The 20,530-nt window shown below is 39.0% G+C and carries 16 protein-coding genes; 15 read left to right on the top strand and 1 reads right to left on the bottom strand.

Translation table 11 applies throughout. The features are described 5' to 3' along the window. Nucleotides 1-20: 20 nt before the first annotated feature. Nucleotides 21-341 (bottom strand): hypothetical protein, encoded by a 321-nt coding sequence (locus BBI00_RS09395; RefSeq protein WP_065398518.1) that lies wholly within the window; start codon nt 339-341, stop codon nt 21-23. Between the two features lie 597 nt (nt 342-938). On the opposite strand from BBI00_RS09395, the gene BBI00_RS09390 reads away from it, so the two are divergent. The 15 genes from BBI00_RS09390 to BBI00_RS09325 all read left to right on the top strand — a co-directional run bounded on the left by BBI00_RS09390 (nt 939) and on the right by BBI00_RS09325 (nt 20,467). Continuing rightward, nucleotides 939-1,511 carry a DUF4255 domain-containing protein gene (locus BBI00_RS09390; RefSeq protein WP_065398517.1) on the top strand — a complete coding sequence of 191 codons (573 nt, stop codon included), beginning with the start codon at nt 939-941 and terminating at the stop codon, nt 1,509-1,511. A gap of 52 nt (nt 1,512-1,563) precedes the next feature. Beyond that, nucleotides 1,564-3,273 (top strand): phage tail sheath family protein, encoded by a 1,710-nt coding sequence (locus tag BBI00_RS09385; protein ID WP_065398516.1) that lies wholly within the window; start codon nt 1,564-1,566, stop codon nt 3,271-3,273. 76 nt (nt 3,274-3,349) lie between these two features. Continuing rightward, nucleotides 3,350-5,071 (top strand): phage tail sheath family protein, encoded by a 1,722-nt coding sequence (locus BBI00_RS23570; RefSeq protein WP_065398515.1) that lies wholly within the window; start codon nt 3,350-3,352, stop codon nt 5,069-5,071. A 33-nt stretch (nt 5,072-5,104) separates the two neighbouring features. After that, nucleotides 5,105-5,536, top strand: coding sequence for a phage tail protein (locus BBI00_RS09375; protein WP_065398513.1), 432 nt, complete (start codon nt 5,105-5,107; stop codon nt 5,534-5,536). Nucleotides 5,537-5,559: 23 nt separating this feature from the next. After that, nucleotides 5,560-6,945, top strand: coding sequence for a phage tail sheath family protein (locus tag BBI00_RS09370; protein ID WP_065398514.1), 1,386 nt, complete (start codon nt 5,560-5,562; stop codon nt 6,943-6,945). Between the two features lie 33 nt (nt 6,946-6,978). Beyond that, a complete protein-coding gene (locus BBI00_RS09365; protein WP_065398513.1) occupies nt 6,979-7,410 on the top strand; it encodes a phage tail protein in 432 nt (143 codons plus the stop codon). A 2-nt stretch (nt 7,411-7,412) separates the two neighbouring features. Then, nucleotides 7,413-7,880, top strand: a complete 468-nt coding sequence (locus BBI00_RS09360) for a phage tail protein (protein WP_065398512.1) — start codon at nt 7,413-7,415, stop codon at nt 7,878-7,880. 200 nt (nt 7,881-8,080) lie between these two features. Further along, nucleotides 8,081-8,242: a DUF5908 family protein gene (locus BBI00_RS23300; protein ID WP_165602511.1), complete on the top strand. Its 162-nt coding sequence runs from the start codon at nt 8,081-8,083 to the stop codon at nt 8,240-8,242. Next, a complete protein-coding gene (locus BBI00_RS09355; RefSeq protein ID WP_065398511.1) occupies nt 8,242-8,958 on the top strand; it encodes a CIS tube protein in 717 nt (238 codons plus the stop codon). Before BBI00_RS23300 ends, BBI00_RS09355 begins: the two co-directional genes overlap by 1 nt. 1 nt (nt 8,959) lies before the next feature. Next, complete coding sequence (vgrG, locus tag BBI00_RS09350; protein ID WP_065398510.1) at nt 8,960-10,705, top strand: type VI secretion system tip protein VgrG; 1,746 nt, start codon at nt 8,960-8,962, stop codon at nt 10,703-10,705. A gap of 2 nt (nt 10,706-10,707) precedes the next feature. Then, nucleotides 10,708-10,998, top strand: a complete 291-nt coding sequence (locus BBI00_RS09345; protein ID WP_065398509.1) for a PAAR domain-containing protein — start codon at nt 10,708-10,710, stop codon at nt 10,996-10,998. Between the two features lie 150 nt (nt 10,999-11,148). Beyond that, on the top strand, nt 11,149-11,559 hold the full coding sequence (locus BBI00_RS09340) for a GPW/gp25 family protein (RefSeq protein WP_065398508.1): 411 nt from the start codon (nt 11,149-11,151) through the stop codon (nt 11,557-11,559). A gap of 89 nt (nt 11,560-11,648) precedes the next feature. After that, a complete protein-coding gene (locus BBI00_RS09335; protein ID WP_065398507.1) occupies nt 11,649-14,699 on the top strand; it encodes a baseplate J/gp47 family protein in 3,051 nt (1,016 codons plus the stop codon). Nucleotides 14,700-14,723: 24 nt separating this feature from the next. Next, nucleotides 14,724-17,567, top strand: coding sequence for a hypothetical protein (locus tag BBI00_RS09330; RefSeq protein WP_065398506.1), 2,844 nt, complete (start codon nt 14,724-14,726; stop codon nt 17,565-17,567). Further along, nucleotides 17,567-20,467, top strand: coding sequence for a PKD domain-containing protein (locus BBI00_RS09325; protein WP_065398505.1), 2,901 nt, complete (start codon nt 17,567-17,569; stop codon nt 20,465-20,467). The genes BBI00_RS09330 and BBI00_RS09325 overlap by 1 nt, the downstream gene beginning before the upstream one ends. Nucleotides 20,468-20,530: the final 63 nt, after the last annotated feature.

The following is a 20,530-nucleotide window of genomic DNA, read 5'->3' as shown; positions in this document are numbered from 1 at the left end:
ATACCGGTAGGCGATTACTTTTATTTCTGATCAAATTCCCCACCCCAGAAACCTGCAGGGCAAAGGCTTAATTTTGATCTCTGTTTGGCGCTCAATCTGCATCCGCATCCTCTGATATATCCGTCTTTTGGTCCGTCTGCAACGTCTAAGGTATTAGGATCCATCCATTTTACAGCGTTACAGTTGTTGCCGTTTTTTAAGGGGCATGCATTACAGATTTCTTCTCTTAAAGAGAAAATGGCTTCTTCATTTTGATTCGCTACACCCAGTTTTGCACGTAATTCATTGAAATGGCCGCCAATGATTTCATTGCGCTTGCCAAAAAGATTTTTGATGTTCATATGATTAAAGTTTTTAAAATTATTGGGGTCAAAATTAGAAGTTGAAAAACCATTTTACGAATTATAAGGTCCCTCTGTTCTGTCTTTGCAGTAGATATCCAAACCGCTTCCTGATGATACGGGCTGACAGTTTTCAGAGATGATTCTGTGTTGGAAGCTGATACATTTGACAGAAGAAACTGTACAATAGATGATCATCTTTAAAAACGGATATTTCAGATAACAGCTGAACGGCGGATGGAATTACTGACGGTATATTGATTTAAAAAAACATTTAGAAAATCCTGTCAACAATAGCCTGGTTAAAGGTAATTTCTATATTGAAGCAGAGCGGTTTTTCATTGATACAATCCGGTTGAACAGGCTACCTCAAATCTGATCACCATCTGACCTGAAAAATACCCGGACTCATTTTTTTGTTTTTCAAACTTGTATTTAAATAATTGATTTTAAGTTTTTTGTAGGATATTTTTTTTGTTTTTTTTAAAAAAGGTAAAAATCCTATTTACTGCAAAGACTGTATTGATACCTCAAAATATTTGTCTTTTGGATGGGAGGGATTGTATGTTTGCACCATAATAATTAAGAACAGAAATTATGATTAATAAAGTATTAACAGTTTTAAAAGATCATCTGAACAATTCAGGAGAATTTGAGGATATTCCGGGGGAAATCGTTGTGGTTTTGGATGACATTTCAAAACATGACAGTGAAGCTTCAGGTATTGAAAATAAAGTAGTCATTACATTGGTAAACGTTGAAGAAGAATCAACATTAAAAAACAGTTCCAGGTATCTGACACCACAGACACAGGATGAAATAAATATGGAAAGTACTCCGGCCTATTTAAATCTTTACGCAATGGTTTCTGCAAACAGATCTTCCTATGCCAAATCTTTGGCCAATATTTCAAAAGTGATCGAAATTTTTCAGACCAACAGTACGCTGAACTATCAGGATGATTCTGATGACAGGACGAAAGATTTCAGTTTCAGAATAGAGCTGCATTCCGTTCCTTTTGAACAGCTAAGCTACGTCTGGGGATTATTAGGCGGAAAGGTAATGCCTTCTGTATTATATAAAATCAGTATAATAAAAATTGTGGCGAAAAATACTACTTCTGTTAAATTAATTAAAGACGTTAATATAAAAGAGTTTAAAATTAATTGACCATAAAAATAAAAACAAAAAACTAATAACCTTTAACTTAAATTTTTTAAACATGTCGAATCCAACAACACCGGGTGTGTCAGTTGAAGAAATTGCTACACTTCCACATTCCGTTGCATTAATAGAAACAGCTGTACCGGTATTCATAGGATATACTGAACTTGTACCTGCCGGCAATAATAAGCCGTTAAAAATCAATTCTCTTCTGGATTATGAATTACTTTTTGGAAAAGCAAAAAAAGAAAATATCCAGCTGAAAGATGTAGAAGGAAAAGGAACAACTCTTGTGGCTCCTCAGGCAAAATTTTTAATGTACTACTCCCTTCAGATGTATTTTGCGAATGGTGGAGGCCCGTGTTATATTTTTTCTGTAGGCCCGTATCCTTCAGAAGGAGAAGTCTCATTATCATCACTTCAGCAGGGATTGGGAATCGTTGAAGCCATAATAGAACCTGCCCTTATTATATTGCCTGATGCAGTCTCATTGACCAGTGAATCTGATTTCTATGAGATTTATAATGAAGTGATCAGTAAGTTGGGAATTGAATCAAAAAACAGATTTGCCCTGTTAGATACCTATTACGGAAACTCTGAAACCCTTTCAGACGGTTTCAATACCATTGATAATTTTGGAAAAAAAATAAACCTCACCAGCCATGCTGCAGCGTATTTCCCGCATTTAAAAACCGTTTTGAATTATACTTTTGACGAGAATGCAGCCATAGTACATACCGGTCTGCAGGCGTCCGGACAGGATAGTGCTGTTTTTTATGCCAAAGAGATTGCCGCCTTGGATGAGTTAAAGAGACTGGCAAGTGAGGAAATCTCAATCAGGTCTGCGAATGCTTATGTACTTGCCGATCTGCTGAGCCAGGCTGTTGCCATTGCAGAAGAAATACATGAAACAGCTGATCCCGGTACTGGAAAAGATACTTTAACGGCAGCCATTGTTGAGGCAGAAGTAGTGCTGGATGCCATATATGAAGGGATTATAGATGATTTTATTAACCCTGATGATTTAAATGAAGATGAACCGGTCTTTAGTGGAGAGTTTGAAGCATTAAAAACAGCAATTCTGGGAGTAAAAGATGAAAGAGGTGCGGCAAGCGGAATAAGCCTTAAGAACCTGGAATCATCCAATTCAGCATTGTACAACCATATAAAACAGGAAATACAGTCATTAAGAATGGTCTTACCCCCGTCATCAGCCATGGCAGGAGTGTATGGCAGAGTAGACAGTACAAGAGGAGTGTGGAAAGCTCCGGCCAATGTAAGCCTTAATTATGTAATGGCCCCTACAGAAAAAATTTCTGATCAGGAACAGGCGGGTATGCATACTCATATTTCCGGAAAATCAATCAATGCGATCAGAACCTTTACTGGAAAAGGAACCTTAGTATGGGGAGCCAGAACAGTTGACGGGCAGGATCAGAAAGATGAGAAAGATAACACATGGAAGTACATACAGGTGCGCCGATATTATGATATGCTCAGACAGTCTGTAAACGATGCACTCGCCAAATTTATCAAAAGACCCAATACAGAACATACATGGCTGCGGGCAAAAAATACAATAGAAAACTTTCTTCATCAGCAATGGATGGATGGCGCATTAGCCGGCAATAAACCGAAAGAAGCTTATGAAGTTATCATTAAGGGGATCAAAGATACCCATACAATGGAAACTACAATTAGAATCGCATTAGTACGTCCGGCAGAATTTATTGTGTTGAAATTCTCACACAAATTACAAAAAGCGTAAAAACCAATCAATCACAAATGAACATTCGAAGTTGTACTTCGTGGAATAATTAATATTAACTTAAAATTTTTAACAAATGAATTACAAAACCCCTGGCGTTTACGTGGAGGAAGAGGCGAATTTTCCACCTTCCGTAGCGCAAGTTGAAACAGCGATTCCTGCTTTTATCGGATATACGGCAAAAGGACCCAAAAATGCACCAACAAGAATCTCTTCTATGCTGGAGTACGAAGACCTTTTCGGAAAAGCAAATCCGGAAAACTTCGCTGTAATTTTCAAAGATGGTGAAGCAACAGCAATGCAGACCAAGGTCAATGACTTTAAAATGTATTATGCCATGCAGATGTACTTTGCCAATGGCGGTGGCCCTTGCTATATCGTATCTGTAGGAGATTACACAGGTGCCGTGACGGTAGGGCTCCCTACAACAGCAGGAACTTTATTATATGGTCTTGAGCTGTTAAAAAGAGAAGATGAACCTACCCTGATTGTTTTCCCGGATCTTCAAGGTTTAGTTCCTTCTACCGGTGATGTTGCTGCCGCTTCTGCTGCTAGTACTACAGCGTTAAATAGTAAAGTTATTACTTCTTCGCTTAAAAGTATTGCAAATATTGTTACAGAGGCTGTTGCAGGTGCTACTGTACAAGCTGCTGTTGCCGCTGCTGAAGCTAAAGTTGCTGAGTTTAATGTTCCTAATCCTAACTATTTACAGGCTGCAAGTGCTAAGCTCGGCCAGATTATCTTAGTTGCTGTGAAAGCTGCTGCTGCTGTTCCAGGTGCTACCGTTCCTACTGTTAAAGCTGCTGCTCAGAATATTTATACTGCTTATGAAATAGATTCTGATACAGCTTCAGCCATTGAATCGGATACTGTTGCAGTTAAAAACAAACTTTCTACCAGAGCCGGAAATACAGCTGCTATCGCAGAAGTATACTCTGTGTACAATAAGGCTTTAGATCAAGCAGGAGCATTGAAAGACAGATTTGTCATTATGGATGTTCTTGGAGATGCTGCTGCTTTCAGAGATAAAGTTTCTTCTTTACATTTAAAATATGGTGCAGCCTATTATCCGAAACTGAAAACTGTTTTAAGCTATGATTTCAAAGATGCTGATGTTGTAGTTACCGGTGCATCTGGTGTCTCAAAATTATCTGATCTGAAATCTGCTAATTCTGAATTGTATAATCAGGCTAAAAAAGCAATTGAGTCTGTACAGGTAGTACTGGCACCATCATCGGCAATGGCAGGAGCATATGCAAAAGTAGACGGTACTTCAGGAGTATGGAAATCTCCGGCTAACCTTGGATTTAACCTTGTAGATGGACCGGCAGTAAAAATTTCCAACAAAGATCAGGATATGCTGAATATAGATTCTACAGCCGGAAAATCAATCAATGCGATCAGAACTTTCACAGGAAAAGGAACATTGGTTTGGGGAGCAAGAACGTTAGACGGAAACAGCAATGAGTGGAGATATATCTCAGTACGTCGTTTCTTCAACATGGTGGAAGAATCAGTGAAGAAAGCTACGGAACGTTTTGTCTTTGAACCGAATACCGCCAATACCTGGGTTCGTGTACAGACCATGATAGAAAATTTCCTTGATCAGCAGTGGAGAGACGGAGCTTTGGCAGGAAGCAAGCCTGAAGAAGCTTATTATGTAAGTGTAGGTCTGCACAAAACAATGTCTGCACAGGATATTCTTGAAGGCAGAATGAATATCGAGATCGGTATGGCAGCAGTGCGTCCGGCTGAGTTTATTGTGCTGCGTTTTTCACACAAATTACAGGAAGCATAAAATAAATACTAACAATTAAATATCAATAAAATTATGAGTACATATCCATTAGTAAAGTTTGCCTTTGAAGTAGATTGGGGCGGGAAAAAAATAGGATTCCAGGAAGTAACGGGTCTGAATGCAGAAACAGCTCTGATTGAATACAGACATGGAGCAAGCCCTGACTTCAGCAAAATTAAAATGCCTGGATTGATGAGCTTCAGTAACATCACCTTAAAAAGAGGAACTTTCAAGAATGATAATGAATATTTTGAGTGGTTCAAAACCATCCAGCTTAATACGGTAGAACGCAGATCCATTACGATTTCTCTTTTGGATGAGAACGGAGAACCTGCAGTAACCTGGAAAGTGAAAAATGCCTTCCCGCTTAAATTACAGTCAACAGATCTGAAAGCTGAAGGTAATGAGGTTGCCGTTGAAACCTTAGAAATTGCACACGAAGGATTAACTATTGAAAATAACTAATATTAACTTTAAATTTTTAACAAATGAATTACAAAACACCTGGAGTTTACGTAGAAGAAACTGCGAAATTCCCACCATCTGTAGCACAAGTAGAAACAGCTATCCCTGCTTTTATCGGGTATACGGAAAAAGGACCAAAAAATGAGCCGACAAGGATCTCTTCTATGTTGGAATATGAAACAGTTTTTGGAAAAGCTAACAAAGAAAAAACAGCGATCTCTATTTCAATTGAAGATATTGTTGTAACAGCCAATGTAGATAACACCAAGCTAAGCCCTTTCAAAATGTATTATGCGATGCAAATGTATTTTGCTAACGGCGGTGGACCTTGTTATATTGTTTCTGCAGGAACAGCAGCAGGTTATCCCACTAAAGGAGAAAGAGTTGATTTTGAAAAAGCTCTTGCTACGCTGGAAAAAGAAGATGAGCCAACACTTATTGTTTTCCCGGATGCTGAATCTTTAACTGCCGCTGATGCCTATGACGTGTACGAACTGGCTTTAGATCAGGCAGAATCAATGAAAGACAGATTTGTCATCATGGATGTCCTTGACAATGTTGAGTCCTTTAAAGGCGCTGCAGGTCCTGGTGTAGGACAAAGTGGTCAGCGTTTAAAATACGGAGCTGCGTATTATCCGAAATTAGAAACCGTTTTAAGCTATAGCTATGATGATAAGGATGTTAAAATCGACAGCTATAAAGAAATTAATTCTGAAGGAGATCTTGTACCGGTTACAATGCAAACGGGTGAAAATAACCTGGGATGGTTAAAGACAAAAAATTCTGAATTATACAACCTGGCTCAAAAAGTAATTGCATCTAAAAAAGTGGTACTGACTCCATCATCAGCAATGGCAGGAGTGTATGCTAAAGTAGACAGCACTTCAGGAGTATGGAAATCTCCGGCTAACGTTAGCCTTAACTTCGTAGTAGCTCCTAAAGTGAAAATTTCTCATGAAGAGCAGGAAAATATGAACGTAGATTCTACAGCCGGAAAATCAATCAATGCGATCAGAACTTTCACAGGAAAAGGAACATTGGTTTGGGGAGCAAGAACATTAGACGGAAACAGCAATGAGTGGAGATATATCTCCGTACGTCGTTTCTTCAACATGGTGGAAGAATCAGTGAAAAAAGCTACAGAACGTTTTGTTTTTGAACCGAATACCGCCAATACCTGGGTTCGTGTACAGACCATGATCGAAAATTTCCTTGATCAGCAGTGGAGAGACGGAGCCTTGGCAGGAAGCAAGCCTGAAGAAGCTTATTATGTAAGCGTAGGTCTGCACAAAACAATGTCTGCACAGGATATTCTTGAAGGCAGAATGAATATCGAGATCGGTATGGCAGCAGTTCGTCCGGCTGAGTTTATTGTGCTGCGTTTTTCACACAAATTACAGGAAGCATAAAATAAATACTAACAATTAAATATCAATAAAATTATGAGTACATATCCATTAGTAAAGTTTGCCTTTGAAGTAGATTGGGGCGGGAAAAAAATAGGATTCCAGGAAGTAACGGGTCTGAATGCAGAAACAGCTCTGATTGAATACAGACATGGAGCAAGCCCTGACTTCAGCAAAATTAAAATGCCTGGATTGATGAGCTTCAGTAACATCACCTTAAAAAGAGGAACTTTCAAGAATGATAATGAATATTTTGAGTGGTTCAAAACCATCCAGCTTAATACGGTAGAACGCAGATCCATTACGATTTCTCTTTTGGATGAGAACGGAGAACCTGCAGTAACCTGGAAAGTAAAAAATGCCTTCCCGCTTAAATTACAGTCAACAGATCTGAAAGCTGAAGGTAATGAGGTTGCCGTGGAAACCTTAGAAATTGCACACGAAGGATTAACTATTGAAAATAACTAATCATGGCTCTATTATATCCTCCAACCAGTTTCTCTTTTATTGTTAACGGGATTTCAACAACAGAGGGTATTGATTCCAGATTTCAATCCATATCAGGTTTATCCACAGAAATTGGAACTGAAGAATATGCCGAAGGAGGCGAAAACAGATTTACCCATCAGCTTCCTTTGAGACCCAAATATCCCAATTTAGTTCTTAAACGTGGATTAATCGTAAGTTCCGGACTTATAAGCTGGTGCAGAAATGCAATGGAAAACTTCCAGTTTGAACCCAGAGACCTGATCATTTCTCTTTCGGGCGGGCTTCAGTCTACAGCACCTTTAATGGTCTGGAATGTCGTTGGGGCATACCCTGTAAAATGGGAAGTTTCAGAATTCAACGCCGAAGAAAGCAAACTTGCTATTGAAACAATAGAACTGAAATACAGATATTTCACGATACCCTCATCCTTAGCGAGCTTAGGCTTGTAATTTCTCAATCAAATCTAAGCACTTGAGAGTGTTTTAGTCTAAAGATAACTTTTAGCAGAATAATTTTTCATAAGAACAACAGATTAGTCTATCACAAGGCTGAACAGACTCTTTATGTGCTTGGATTTTTTTAAAATAATATGTTAAATCATTGATTTTTAAAATTTTAAATATTGAAAATCAATTAAAAAACACACGAAATGCCAATAGAAATAAAAGAGCTTCACATTAAAATAAATGTGGACGAAAAAGCAACAGCAACGACCAATGCAACATCGGTAGACGAAGCAAAGCTCATGCGGGCAGTAAGTGAAAGTGTAGAGCAGATAGTAAATATAGAACAACGTAAAAAAGAAAGATAATGGGAGGAACAGGAAAAGTTACAATACAAACTTATAAGGATAACAGCTATGGTGAAAAAGAGAGTGTTGTTTTTACAGCCCTTATTAATCCAACAGGGTTTTCTTTAACGCATAAAGTTGAGTATAATACCGAAAGCCAGGAAGGTGCCAATGCAACCAATTCACAATTTATCAAAAAATCTCCTCAGATCTTACAATTGGAATTTTTATTTGATGGTACGGGAGTAACAGAACCGAATTCAGGTAACAAGCTTATAAATAAGATAAAAGGTAAAAAACCTTTCAGTAAAACTGCTGTAGAAAAGCAATTAAATGATTTTTATAATGCAACAGGAGATTTTAATGGAACCATTCATAAGCCGTACAACGTTATTGTTACTTGGGGGAAATTTAAATTTGAAGGATCACTTACTGAACTAACCATTGATTATAAACTTTTCAATAAAGACGGAAGTCCTTTAAGAGCTATAGGTAAAGCGACTTTCTTAGAATCGATTAGTAAAGATCTTGCCGCAAGAATGGCAAAAAAAAGTTCCCCGGACCTTACTCACAAAAGAACAGTACAAGATGGAGATACACTGCCATTAATGACTGAAAGAATTTACGGAGATTCTAAATACTATTTGGAAGTTGCAAAGGCAAATGGTCTTGTCAATTTCAGACAATTAATTCCAGGACAGGAGTTATTCTTTCCGCCAATAGAAAAAGTTTCATAAAATGAATAATAGCGGATATATACAAACAGCAAAAAATCCGGACTTAGTAACTTTTAAAGTGATGTCCGGAGGAAAAGAGTTACCCGGAAAGTACGGGGTAAAAAGCATTGTTGTAGAAAAAGAAGTCAACAGAATTTCTTATGCCCGTATTGTAATTTTAGACGGAAGTGTTCCGGAGCAGGATTTTAAGCTAAGTAATGAACAGCTGCTAATTCCCGGAAAAGAAATTGAAATTACAGCAGGATACCATTCTGAAGAAGAAACCATTTTTAAAGGAGTTGTTGTAAAACACAATATAAAAGTGAGAAGTGGCTCTTCTTACCTGATCATCGAATGCAGAGATAAAGCTGTAAAAATGACTTTAGGTAGAAAAAGCAAATATTTCTACGACAGTAAAGACAGCGATATTATTGAAGAACTCATCGGGAATAGCGGTGCAACGGCCGATGTTGAGGCTACTACAGGCTCACATAAGGAATTGGTACAGTATCAGGCTTCCGATTGGGACTTTATGCTGACCAGGGCACAGGCAAACGGAAAACTCTGCTTTGTAGACGATGGAACCATCAGGGTGGCTAAACCTGATTTCAGTGGTGAAGCCGTAGAAACGGTGGTTTACGGATCATCTGTGCATGAATTTGACGGTGAAATCGACGCCAGGGACCAGTTCAGTAAAATTACAGCCAAAACATGGAATTATACCGATCAGGAACTGACGGAAGTGGAAGCTCAGGATCCGGGCATCAGTCTCAACGGAAATCTTTCATCCGGAGACCTCGCCGATGTTTTCGGAATTGAAGATCTTCAGCTGAAACATGGCGGAAACCTTACCCAGGATGAGCTTCAGGAATGGAGCGATGCTAAAGCAACCTTCCAGCAGCTGGCCAAAACAAGAGGAAGAGTAAAATTCCAGGGAATTCCTTCTGTAAAACCGGGAGTTTCTTTAACGCTGCAGGGAGTGGGAGACCGGTTTAACGGGAAAATATACGTAACAGGTATCCGTCATGAAATTGCCGAAGGAAACTGGCTGGTAGACGCGCAGTTCGGGCTTTCTCCAACATGGTTCTCAGAAACTTATGATATAAGCGAAATGCCCGGTTCAGGAATTATTCCGGCCATCAGCGGATTACATGTGGGGATTGTATCACAATTGGAATCTGATCCGGATGGTGAAGACAGGATCCTGGTAAAGATACCCATCATTAATAATGAAGAAGAGGGAATCTGGGCAAGAATTGCCACCCTTGACGCCGGAGAAAACAGGGGATCATTTTTCAGACCGGAAATCGGTGATGAGGTGATTATCGGATTCATCAATGACGATCCCAACGATGCTGTTGTGCTGGGAATGCTGAACAGCAGTACAAAACCGGCTCCTATCACAGCTTCTGATGACAATCACGAAAAAGGATTTGTAACCCGTAGCGAAATGAAAATGATCTTTAATGATGACAAAATTTCGTACACCCTTGAAACACCAAAAGGTAAAAAAGTGATTTTGGACGAAGATGCGGATATTATTAAAATAGAAGACGAACATTCTAATATTCTCATCCTTAATAAGGACGGTATCAGTATAGAAAGTGGAAAAGACATTAAGATGAAAGCAAAAGGCGACATCAAAATGGAAGGAACCAATATCAATATAAAAGCCAGTGCCCAGTTAAAGGCAGAAGGAAGCTCAGGAACCGAACTTAAATCAGGAGCGGTAACAGTCGTAAAAGGATCTCAAGTTAAAATTAATTAATCATGAAGCCGGCAGCAAGAATTACAGACATGCATACCTGTCCTATGGTAACAGGGAATGTTCCCCATGTAGGAGGACCGGTTATCCCGGCAGGAGAACCTACTGTACTGATCGGAGGTAAACCTGCAGCAAGAGTAGGAGACAAGGCAGTATGTACAGGCCCGTTAGACACCATCGCATCTGGATCCTCGAGTGTTTTGATAGGAGGGAAACCAGCCGCAAGAATGGGAGACTCTACCGCTCACGGAGGCGTCATCTCCGCAGGCGAAGCTACTGTTTTAATCGGTGGATAACTGCGAAGGAAGGTTGATCTTATTTTGACCTTATCCGGATCGTACCTCCCGGAAATAAAAACGTAAAACATCAATAACAAAACGGTTAGAATAACTGGAACTCTATGTTACAGATGCAGGATGTTTAACATTAAATATAACAAATAACGTATGAAAATAAATACAGATTTTTTAGGAACAGGCTGGAGTTTTCCGCCTGAGTTTAACAAGACTGAAGGAAAGCTGGCAATGACCACAGATGTGGAAGACATCAATAACAGTCTTAAAATTTTGTTGTCAACACGCCCCGGCGAACGTGTCATGTTCCCGAACTATGGATGTGACCTGCAGGAAATGCTCTTTAAACCTCTGGACTTAACGTTAACTACTCAAATGAAGGGAATCGTGGAACGTGCCATTTTATATCACGAACCCAGAATAAACATTTTAAGTATTGAAATTGATACCCAGGATGAGCTTGAAGGCGAAGTTCTGATCCAAGTTGACTACGAAGTAAGAAATACTAATACAAGAAGCAATATTGTTTTTCCTTTCTACAAAGGAGAAGCTACCGAAATATAATGAATTACGGGATGTCTGTAGCCATTTTGAATACTACCAAACACTACACTAAGTATTGCATCTGACCATAGAAAGATAAATATAAACAAATGAAAAAAACAGATACATTTTCACATTATCGTGAAGGAAAATCACAAATGCAGCGCTTTTTAGCAGAACTAGATCCTGGCAATCTTGAATTACACGATTTCGATTTGTTTGACTGGCTATTATTCGCAAATAATTTTGCTCAGCGTGTAAACTACTTTGACAAAAGTGATAATACAAAACCGAAAGGAGACTGGGGAAACTTCTTCCTGGGGGATGATGCCGATGTTGTCCCACGTAGAGAAAGCCTTGAGTATAAAAGTATGAAAAAACAGGTTACAGATCTTATGTCCGGGTTTGAACAGGATAGCAATCTGACCCCTCATCTCACATTATTTGTTTGCTTTTTGAAACTGTTGGATTTCTCAAAAAAAGCCTTCAATAATCTGACGAAAAGGCATTTGGATTTTTATTATAATGAAATTCTTCAGATTGAGAAAAATGATGCCAGAGCAGATAAAGTCTATGTGATCTTTGAACTGGCCAAAAAAGCAATTCAGGAAAAAATTCCGGGCGGAACATTGCTGGATGGCGGTAAAGACGTAAAGGGAAAAAAACGGATTTACAAAACAGGAGAAGAGCTCATTGCCAACCAGGCAAAAGTAGTTGAGATCAAAAGTTTCCTGAACGATGTAGAAAAAGGGGAACTCAGAATGGCCGGGGTTGCCAATTCTGCAGACGGTCTGGGAGAAAAATTACCTGAAGGCAGCAACTACTGGTGGCCGTTTGGATATAACTCTGCTGAAACTGATTCAGATAGATCTATTTATAAAAAACTTCCAAAAGCCAGGCTTGGGTTTTCCGTGGCGTCATCATTATTTGATTTGAAAGAAGGGGAAAGAACAGTCACGCTTAAAATTACTTTTAATAAAAATGCAACACAGAAGCTGCAAAACCTTTCAAAAGAAGATATTGAAAATAATATCAAAGTGCTTTGCAGCGGAGAAAAAGAATGGCTGTCAGGAATTGCGTTGAAATGTATTGACAGGACAGAAAGCCAACTGGAACTTTCCTTCACCTTATTTAAACACCAGCCTGCTGTTGTAAAATACAATAAAGAAGTGCATGCGGAAGCGTTCCAGACAGATCTTCCTGTGGTAAGGCTGATGATAGAAGGAGAAAAGTACTATGAGATGTATGAAGCGCTTTCCGAAAAATCATTGAAAAACATCGAAATATCGGTTGACGTAAAAGGAGTGAAATCTGTTCAGATAGAAAACGATAATGGTGCCTTGAATTCGGAAAAACCTTATTATCCGTTCACTGCACAGCCTGTTACAGGATCTAACTTTTATATCAGATGCCCTGAAATGTTTTCCAAAAAATGGAAGAAAGCAGACATTACAATCAATTGGAAAAACGCTCCCGATTCTATAAAAGAATTATACGATGGATACGTCATCAGCCCCAATCAGAATATCAGTTTAAAAGAATTTGAAGCAGCTGAAAGACCATCCATTGTAAATGATGATCATTACTTTAAAGCAGATACCGCACTCCTGGAAAAAGAAATATGGTACACCAAAGCTCAGGATATCGATGTCTTTAAAAAGGTAGACGGCGCTTATAAAACCCTGTTTTCTGTAAACAGCGGAGCAAATGAACCGGGAACAGCCGGTGCGATCAGGGTAACGCTGAAACAGTCATCATTACAGGATGTATATCCGAAACTGTATACCCTGGCATTATCAAGTGATCCGACCAGGAAAAAACTGATTCCCAACGAACCTTACATTCCTTTTGCTGAAGATATAGAGCTTAATTACAGCGCAACAGAAAGTGTATACTCCTACTTAAGCAAAGATTCTGCCGGGGAAGCCTCAAAAACAAAAGGCGTACAGCTGTATCATGAAGACGTATTCGGACAATACGAAAAAGAAACTGAAACCGGAAGTATTGTACCTGTACACCAGAACGGAGGTGAATTATACATCGGTCTGGAAGCCCTGCCGAAAACTACGGTTTCTCTGCTGATCCAGATGCTGGAAGGAAGCGAAAACCCTTTGGTGGACACCTTTGAAGAAAAAGAATTTATAGAATGGCATATCCTGTCAGGAAACAAATGGGTTGATCTTTCAGATGATATGCTGCAGAATGAAACCAGGAAATTTCTGGAATCAGGAATTGTAAAGTTCAAAATTCCGGGAGATATTAATAACAGCCACACAAGGTTTACAGACGGATTGGTGTGGATCAGGGCAAAGTCAAAAAGAAGCTATGATGCGGTATGTAAAATTCAGGGAATCTATACCCAGGCTGTTTTAGCGACATTCCAGAATCAGGACAATGACCTGTCTCATCTGAATAACGGACTGGAAGCAAAAACCATTGCTAAACTTATCACAAGAGTCCCTCAGGTAAAATCGGTCAGCCAGCCGTATAATTCTTTCGACGGTAAATATAAAGAAGCAGATCTGGAGTTTTACAGACGGGTGAGTGAGAGATTAAGACATAAGCACAGGGCCATTACCCAATGGGATTACGAGCAGCTGGTATTACAGGAGTTCCCGGAAGTCTTCAAGGTAAAATGTCTGAATCATACCTCTGAAAAATCCTATATGGCTCCCGGCCATGTGACCCTGATGGTGGTACCGAATATTAAAAATAAAAATGCTTTTGATATCTATCAGCCCAGAGTGAGCAGAGCCAGCCTGAATAAAATTCAGAATTATGTGAATGAATTGAATACCATGCATGTGAAAGCTCAGGTAGTGAATCCTAACTATAAGGAAGCCCAGGTGGAAACAAAAGTTAAATTCTTTGAGCAGTATGACGAAACATTCTATACTCAGCAATTAGATGAAGATATTAAAAAATATATATCACCGTGGGCATTTACAGATTCTAAAGATATTGACTTCAACGTAGAGCTGAATGTAAATCATCTGGTGAATTATCTGGAGCAGCTGTACTATGTAGATTACGTGGATGAGATCAAAATACTGGTGAATAATATTATACAGAAAAAAACATTGATCGAAGTGGATCCGAAATCAATTCTGGTATCTGCCAAGCAGCATAAAGTCACCGTTACGGATCAGGTATGTATTTAATAATAAATAGAAGAAAACATAATCATGTCAGAAAATAAACATATTAGTATATCAAAAAATATAGAAACAGGAGATCAGACAGATTTTCATTTTCTACGCAGAACAGGTATTGAATACATCGAAAAGTTAGGAGGAAAACTCTGGACCGATTACAACTCTCATGACCCTGGTATCACTACCCTGGAAGTCCTAAGCTACGCCATCACAGATCTTGGGATGAGAATGAACCTGAATATGGAAGATATCTTAGCGTCCGAAGATTCGGAAAACGATATTCATACACAGTTTCTGAAGGCTGCAGAGATTTTACCGTCAAGACCTTTAAACGAGCTGGACTATAGAAAGTTGTTTATAGATATCAGTATGCCGGGGAATCATTCAAGACCCATCCGTAATTGCTGGCTGGTACCTAAAACCGAAAAATTATATGTTGATTGTAAAACCGGAAAATTAGACTTCAAACCTGTTGGTGACAAAACAGAAAGCTTTAATGTAAAAGGATTATATGATCTGTATGTAGACTATGCCGAAGATATTGATGCTGAAGGCAGCGGTTGCGAAAAATCTAATGTCAATATTCAAATTTTGGACCGCTACCACGCCAATAGAAGCCTTTGTGAAGATCTGGCTGAGATCAGACAGGTAGAAACCCAGAAAGTGGCTGTATGTGCCCGCATCGGTCTTGTGAACAAAGCTGATGAAGAACTTGTACATGCCAAAGTATTAAAAACCGTTAATAATTACCTGTCTCCGGAAGTTCATTTTTATTCACTGAAACAGATGCTGGATAAAGGGCTGACTACAGATCAGATCTTTGAAGGACCCCTTCTGGACAACGGCTTTATCGATACTGAAGAGCTTAAAGCCAGCCAGCTAAGAAGAGAAGTCCGCCTTTCCGATATCATCAGTGAGATCATGAAAATTGACGGTGTGAAAGAAATTCATGAAATTTCTATTGCAGGCTGTGATAATGTCGTTAAGCAAACCAATGATTGGCTGTTGTGCATTGAGAAAGGCAGAAAGCCGGAATTGTGCGAGCTTAGCTCATTCAGCTACAGCAAAGGTTCCCTTCCCCTTAATATCAATGACAAAAAAGTTCAGGAGTACCTTGCAACGCTTAAAAGAGAAGAAGAACTGCTTAGAGATGATGCAAGAAAGAATAAAGAACTGCCTTTACCAAAGGGAACTTCACACGATATCGGAAACTATGCTACTATTTTAAATGAATTTCCGGATACCTACGGAGTGGGAATCTCAGGAATTATAGGAAATCAGTCTCCAGAGAGAGACGCGCTGGCGAAGCAGTTACAGGGATATTTGCTGTTCTTTGATCAGATCCTTGCCGGCTACTTCAAACATCTTGAAAAAGTAAAAGAAGTATTGAGCATCAATGGTGGCCTGAAAAGAACCTTCTTTACCCAGGCGCTTAAAAATATTAAAGGTTTTGACCAGTTGGTTTCCAGATACGATACAGAAGATGATGATAAGCTTACAGATTCATTGTATAAAGAGTTGGATAACAGTGTGGAACGTAGAAATGAAGTTTTAGATCATTTGATTTCCCGTTTTGCAGAAACATTCAGTGATTATACTTTCGTGATGAAATCATTGTACGGAAAATCTACCGACGAAATTGTATTAAGCAATAAAGAGAATTTCCTGAAAGAATATACCTCATTAAGCAAAGACAGAGGTTTAGGGTACAATTATACCTTAATTGGAGAGTCGGATATCTGGAATACCGGTAATATTTCCGGTGTGCAGAAAAGAATTGCCCGCCTGCTGGGAATTAAAAATTATACCCAGAGAAACTTATCCCAGTCACCGGTATCCATCATTGAAGCAGTAGAAAACGGTAAAAAAAGTTTTACCTGGAAGATTAAAGATAAGGATGGCAGTATTGTCTTGTCATCTGTAAATACCTATACCACTGAGCATATTGCAACCAAAAACCTGAATGATGCGATGTATCAGACCATTCAGATTGATCAGGAAGATCTTGAAAAAGCATTGGACAAACTGGATAAGGAAAAACCTGAAGATATACTGAATAAATTAAAAGATTGTGAAAAGGATTTCTGCTTAATTGGAAATATAAAAATCAAAGTTTCACAGGGAGGTAACTATTATTTTGAAATTATAGATGATACCGCTCAGCAAAATGTCATTGCTGTTCACAAAAAGACCAACCCCTATCCAACACTGCAGGATTTGAAAGTTGGCATTGAAAAAACAGTGAAGTATTTCAAATATGAATTTACGGAAGAAGGTATTTTCCTTGTTGAGCATTTATTACTGAAGCCAACAGTTAAAGATTATAAACTGATGGGCGGGATTGGTTGCATGTCTATAGAAGGTTCTTTCAGAATCATGTATGACCTTGAAGAAAAAGAAATCCCAACAACAGATCCGGTTAAATATTCGGAAGCCTTTATGGATTCTTGTGAAGGTTGTGAAACAGATGTTTTTGACCCTTATTCCTACAGGGTAAGCGTTGTTCTTCCGGGGTTTGCCTACCGTTTCCAGGATCCTGATTTCAGACGTTATGCAGAAACAGTGATCAGACAGGAGATTCCTGCTCATATTTTAGCAAAAATCTGCTGGGTAGGAGATCGTTTGAGTGAGCAGCAAACCGCTCAAAACGACTTGTCAGAATTTGAAGTGGCCTTTAAAAAGTACCTTTCAGACAAATCAAGAAACAATATTGTCAACCTGGGAAACAGCATTACAGATTTACTGGCCGCTCTTGCCCATTTAAATAATATTTACAGGCCGGGAAGACTTCTGGATTGTGATGCGAATGATAATGACACTTTGGACGGAAAAATCATATTAGGACAATCAAACTTATCAAAAATCAAAAAATAATGAATACTAAATTAGACCATGTAACAACCCAATACAGGAAGTTCAACGACAATCAGGCGTTAACAGAAGGGCAATTAAACGAATTTATTGACTATTTTGAAGATCAGGACAGGCTATCAAGAACCAGGCTGAGCGGCGTGGGAGTAGTATGCGGTTTTCAGGCAAAATATATAGAACTTGAAGTAGGACCTGCTTCAGCAGAAAAAATCTCCAGACCCGGAGGACCGGAACTTGAGTTTCCCTATGATACGATCATGATTACACAGGGAGCCGGAGTGACTACAGATGGAGATCTGATAACACTGCGTCAGAAAGGAAGTTCCCCAGCAGAAGCGATCATAGATTTCACATCTAAAAATTACAGATATTACAGAGATTATACTGATGCCGTAAAATATGAACACTTTCGCATCGGAGGTCAGCAAATACCTCTTCTGGAATTATATACGACACAGGAGTATGATGAAGCAACAGATACAGGTGTTGATCCAGGCAGCTTTAAACTCGTAAGAGATATCAGTACTACTTTAAATAATAAAATAGTTATCCTATACCTGGAAAGTTACTCCAATGATGAGAACCCTTGCCAGGATGCTGATTGTGATAATAACGGAGCAGAACAGGTATCTAACCTTAAAGTTCTTTTAGCAGATTCAGCATCTGTTTCAGATCTGATCACACGAGGTGATGCAAAAGACACTATCTTTAAACTTCATGACACGTACGAGAAGCTTTTTGATAGTCTGCCTAACCTGGAGACCAGAAGAGTTATCCTGGATACTGAAGTTAAAACAGCCGATCAGTTAAAAACAAAATTTAAGGAAGCGATTACTGCTGTTGCAGAATTAAGCCAGGGCTTCAGCTCTATTGCAGATACTTTTAACGTAAGTGTCAACCTGGGAGGGCAGACCCTATTTGATAAACTGAACTTTTTATTGTCCAATACATCGCCAGGCTTAGAAGACTATCAGTACCGGTATGACCTGTTAAAAGATTTAATTGATACCTATAACGAAATAAAAGGCCTGATCCTGCATCTGAATGCAGAATGCTGCCCGGATATCGCCTCATTCCCTAAGCACCTTATGCTGGGACCTGTGGGAGCACAGTTGGAATTAGGGCAGTACACTCCTTTGCGTCATGGTTTTTATAATTCACCGGTGACAACCAATGATGATGAGAATTATGAAAGAATCGTAATGCTTGCCAACCGTTTTGTACAAAAGATCAACGGATTCCAGTCGTATATCGGTCGTATTAAAATCACACCTTCCAATCTGAATGTAAGATTAGGAAATAAGGCAATACCTTATTACTATAATGTGGACAGGCCTTTACTGGCTCAATGGAACTTTGAAAAGACCAAAACCGACAGGCAGGCTTACAATTTAAGTTACCATACAGCCAATCTGGCAGGAGAGGATTTTATCCAGAATCCATTGAATTATAATATTGATAACAATGACTTCTATAGAATTGAAGGTCATCTGGGTATGCCTTATAAAACAGCATTACAAAACATCAATGATCTTAAAACACAATACGGATTAGCCTTTGATGTTATTGCACTGGTTTTGAATAAAGGTGAAAAACCTGGTGGTGAGACGCCTGTAAGAGAAAAAACGGTATCCATAGAAGAGCTCAGAAAACAATTGATATCCATCTCCAGCGACGTCAGCAACCGTACAGCCAATTCACAGAATACGCTGCTGAACATCTCTAAACTGGATGAACAATTAAGATTGCTGAACCAGGCTGAATTCGCAAAAGAAGGATCGCCTGAAGGGGTTACTGTGGTAAAACAGGATCCTAAAAAAGATGATGTTGTAAGTGAACTTCTAAGCGAGTTCCTGGAGCGAAAATCAGGATTGGAACACGTGTCCGGGGTAGAACCGGGAGGAACCTTCGCTATGATTTACGAATCGGAAGCAAAAAACAGGGTTCTGGCAGATTTCTCATTGCCATATTTATGTTGTTCTAAAAAGGATCCTGTATTCCTTTCATTACCTAAAAACAAACTATGTCAGAAAGATGCTCCGATTCCTATGACAATTGTTCCGTTGAACGGTGAAGTAAAAGCTTTTGTAAATGGTACTCCAATACCTGCTGTTACACAATCCGGAGGTCAAAACTTCTTTGATCCTGGTTTGGTTAATGCTTCTTATTTCGGGCAGACCATTACCTTCACTGTTAATGGTGACCCTGTAGAAGTGCAAATGGTTGTACATCCTCAGCCAAGCATTACTTTAACTATGGGTACCCCTATTTATGATTATGTTAATAATCAGGCTGTTGTTAATTTTAAAGTAACAAATACAGGAGCAGGCCAGATTACTGCTTACCAATGGAATTTTGGTGATGGTCATACAAGTAATGCGGTTCCTGATGCTAATGGAATGGTTGCACACCTATTCTCTATAACGCCAAATGAAAATACTACATATCATGTAACCCTTAATGTTATTGCTGAAAATACAGGCTGTAGCACACAGGTTCCTTTGAATGTTGAATTAAGTGGTTTACAGCTTGTGCCTTGTAGTGATAATTTTAATTACAATGGAAATTCCGGAGCTTATGAGTATAACATCGATTTTGGAACAGATACAGGTATTGCGGGTATTAATTATGACGCAATCAGTGTTCCGGACAGATTTGTCATTGAATGGAATGGTCAGAAATGGGATAGTGGCTTTGTGGGATCAAGCAGCTTTAATGGATCTTTAATTAATGCAGGCGTTAGCCCGTCAGATATCCATACTGCTAATCCATCGAATGGATCGGGTCAGTTAACTTTCAATAAAAATACTCCTACTCCAAGATTTGCTAAAGTTACGGTTTATGCTCCTTTGAATGGTACAGCATGGAGGGTTTCAGGTATTTGCCCTCGTAATAATAATTAGCATGAATAACTTCTCGGGCAGGCTATCTGCCTGAGAAGATTATGAAAAAACCTTAATACATCA

The sequence above is a fragment of the Chryseobacterium arthrosphaerae genome, from assembly GCF_001684965.1.
Taxonomy (GTDB): Bacteria; Bacteroidota; Bacteroidia; order Flavobacteriales; family Weeksellaceae; genus Chryseobacterium; species Chryseobacterium arthrosphaerae.
This window is presented reverse-complemented; position numbering and strand designations above follow the sequence as displayed.

What these genes read in the sequence shown, in the direction of transcription:
- BBI00_RS09395 (WP_065398518.1), bottom strand. Translation starts at nt 341, where the DNA reads ATGAACATCAAAAATCTTTTTGGCAAGCGCAATGAAATCATTGGCGGC.
- BBI00_RS09390 (WP_065398517.1), top strand. Translation starts at nt 939, where the DNA reads ATGATTAATAAAGTATTAACAGTTTTAAAAGATCATCTGAACAATTCA.
- BBI00_RS09385 (WP_065398516.1), top strand. Translation starts at nt 1,564, where the DNA reads ATGTCGAATCCAACAACACCGGGTGTGTCAGTTGAAGAAATTGCTACA.
- BBI00_RS23570 (WP_065398515.1), top strand. Translation starts at nt 3,350, where the DNA reads ATGAATTACAAAACCCCTGGCGTTTACGTGGAGGAAGAGGCGAATTTT.
- BBI00_RS09375 (WP_065398513.1), top strand. Translation starts at nt 5,105, where the DNA reads ATGAGTACATATCCATTAGTAAAGTTTGCCTTTGAAGTAGATTGGGGC.
- BBI00_RS09370 (WP_065398514.1), top strand. Translation starts at nt 5,560, where the DNA reads ATGAATTACAAAACACCTGGAGTTTACGTAGAAGAAACTGCGAAATTC.
- BBI00_RS09365 (WP_065398513.1), top strand. Translation starts at nt 6,979, where the DNA reads ATGAGTACATATCCATTAGTAAAGTTTGCCTTTGAAGTAGATTGGGGC.
- BBI00_RS09360 (WP_065398512.1), top strand. Translation starts at nt 7,413, where the DNA reads ATGGCTCTATTATATCCTCCAACCAGTTTCTCTTTTATTGTTAACGGG.
- BBI00_RS23300 (WP_165602511.1), top strand. Translation starts at nt 8,081, where the DNA reads ATGCCAATAGAAATAAAAGAGCTTCACATTAAAATAAATGTGGACGAA.
- BBI00_RS09355 (WP_065398511.1), top strand. Translation starts at nt 8,242, where the DNA reads ATGGGAGGAACAGGAAAAGTTACAATACAAACTTATAAGGATAACAGC.
- vgrG (WP_065398510.1), top strand. Translation starts at nt 8,960, where the DNA reads ATGAATAATAGCGGATATATACAAACAGCAAAAAATCCGGACTTAGTA.
- BBI00_RS09345 (WP_065398509.1), top strand. Translation starts at nt 10,708, where the DNA reads ATGAAGCCGGCAGCAAGAATTACAGACATGCATACCTGTCCTATGGTA.
- BBI00_RS09340 (WP_065398508.1), top strand. Translation starts at nt 11,149, where the DNA reads ATGAAAATAAATACAGATTTTTTAGGAACAGGCTGGAGTTTTCCGCCT.
- BBI00_RS09335 (WP_065398507.1), top strand. Translation starts at nt 11,649, where the DNA reads ATGAAAAAAACAGATACATTTTCACATTATCGTGAAGGAAAATCACAA.
- BBI00_RS09330 (WP_065398506.1), top strand. Translation starts at nt 14,724, where the DNA reads ATGTCAGAAAATAAACATATTAGTATATCAAAAAATATAGAAACAGGA.
- BBI00_RS09325 (WP_065398505.1), top strand. Translation starts at nt 17,567, where the DNA reads ATGAATACTAAATTAGACCATGTAACAACCCAATACAGGAAGTTCAAC.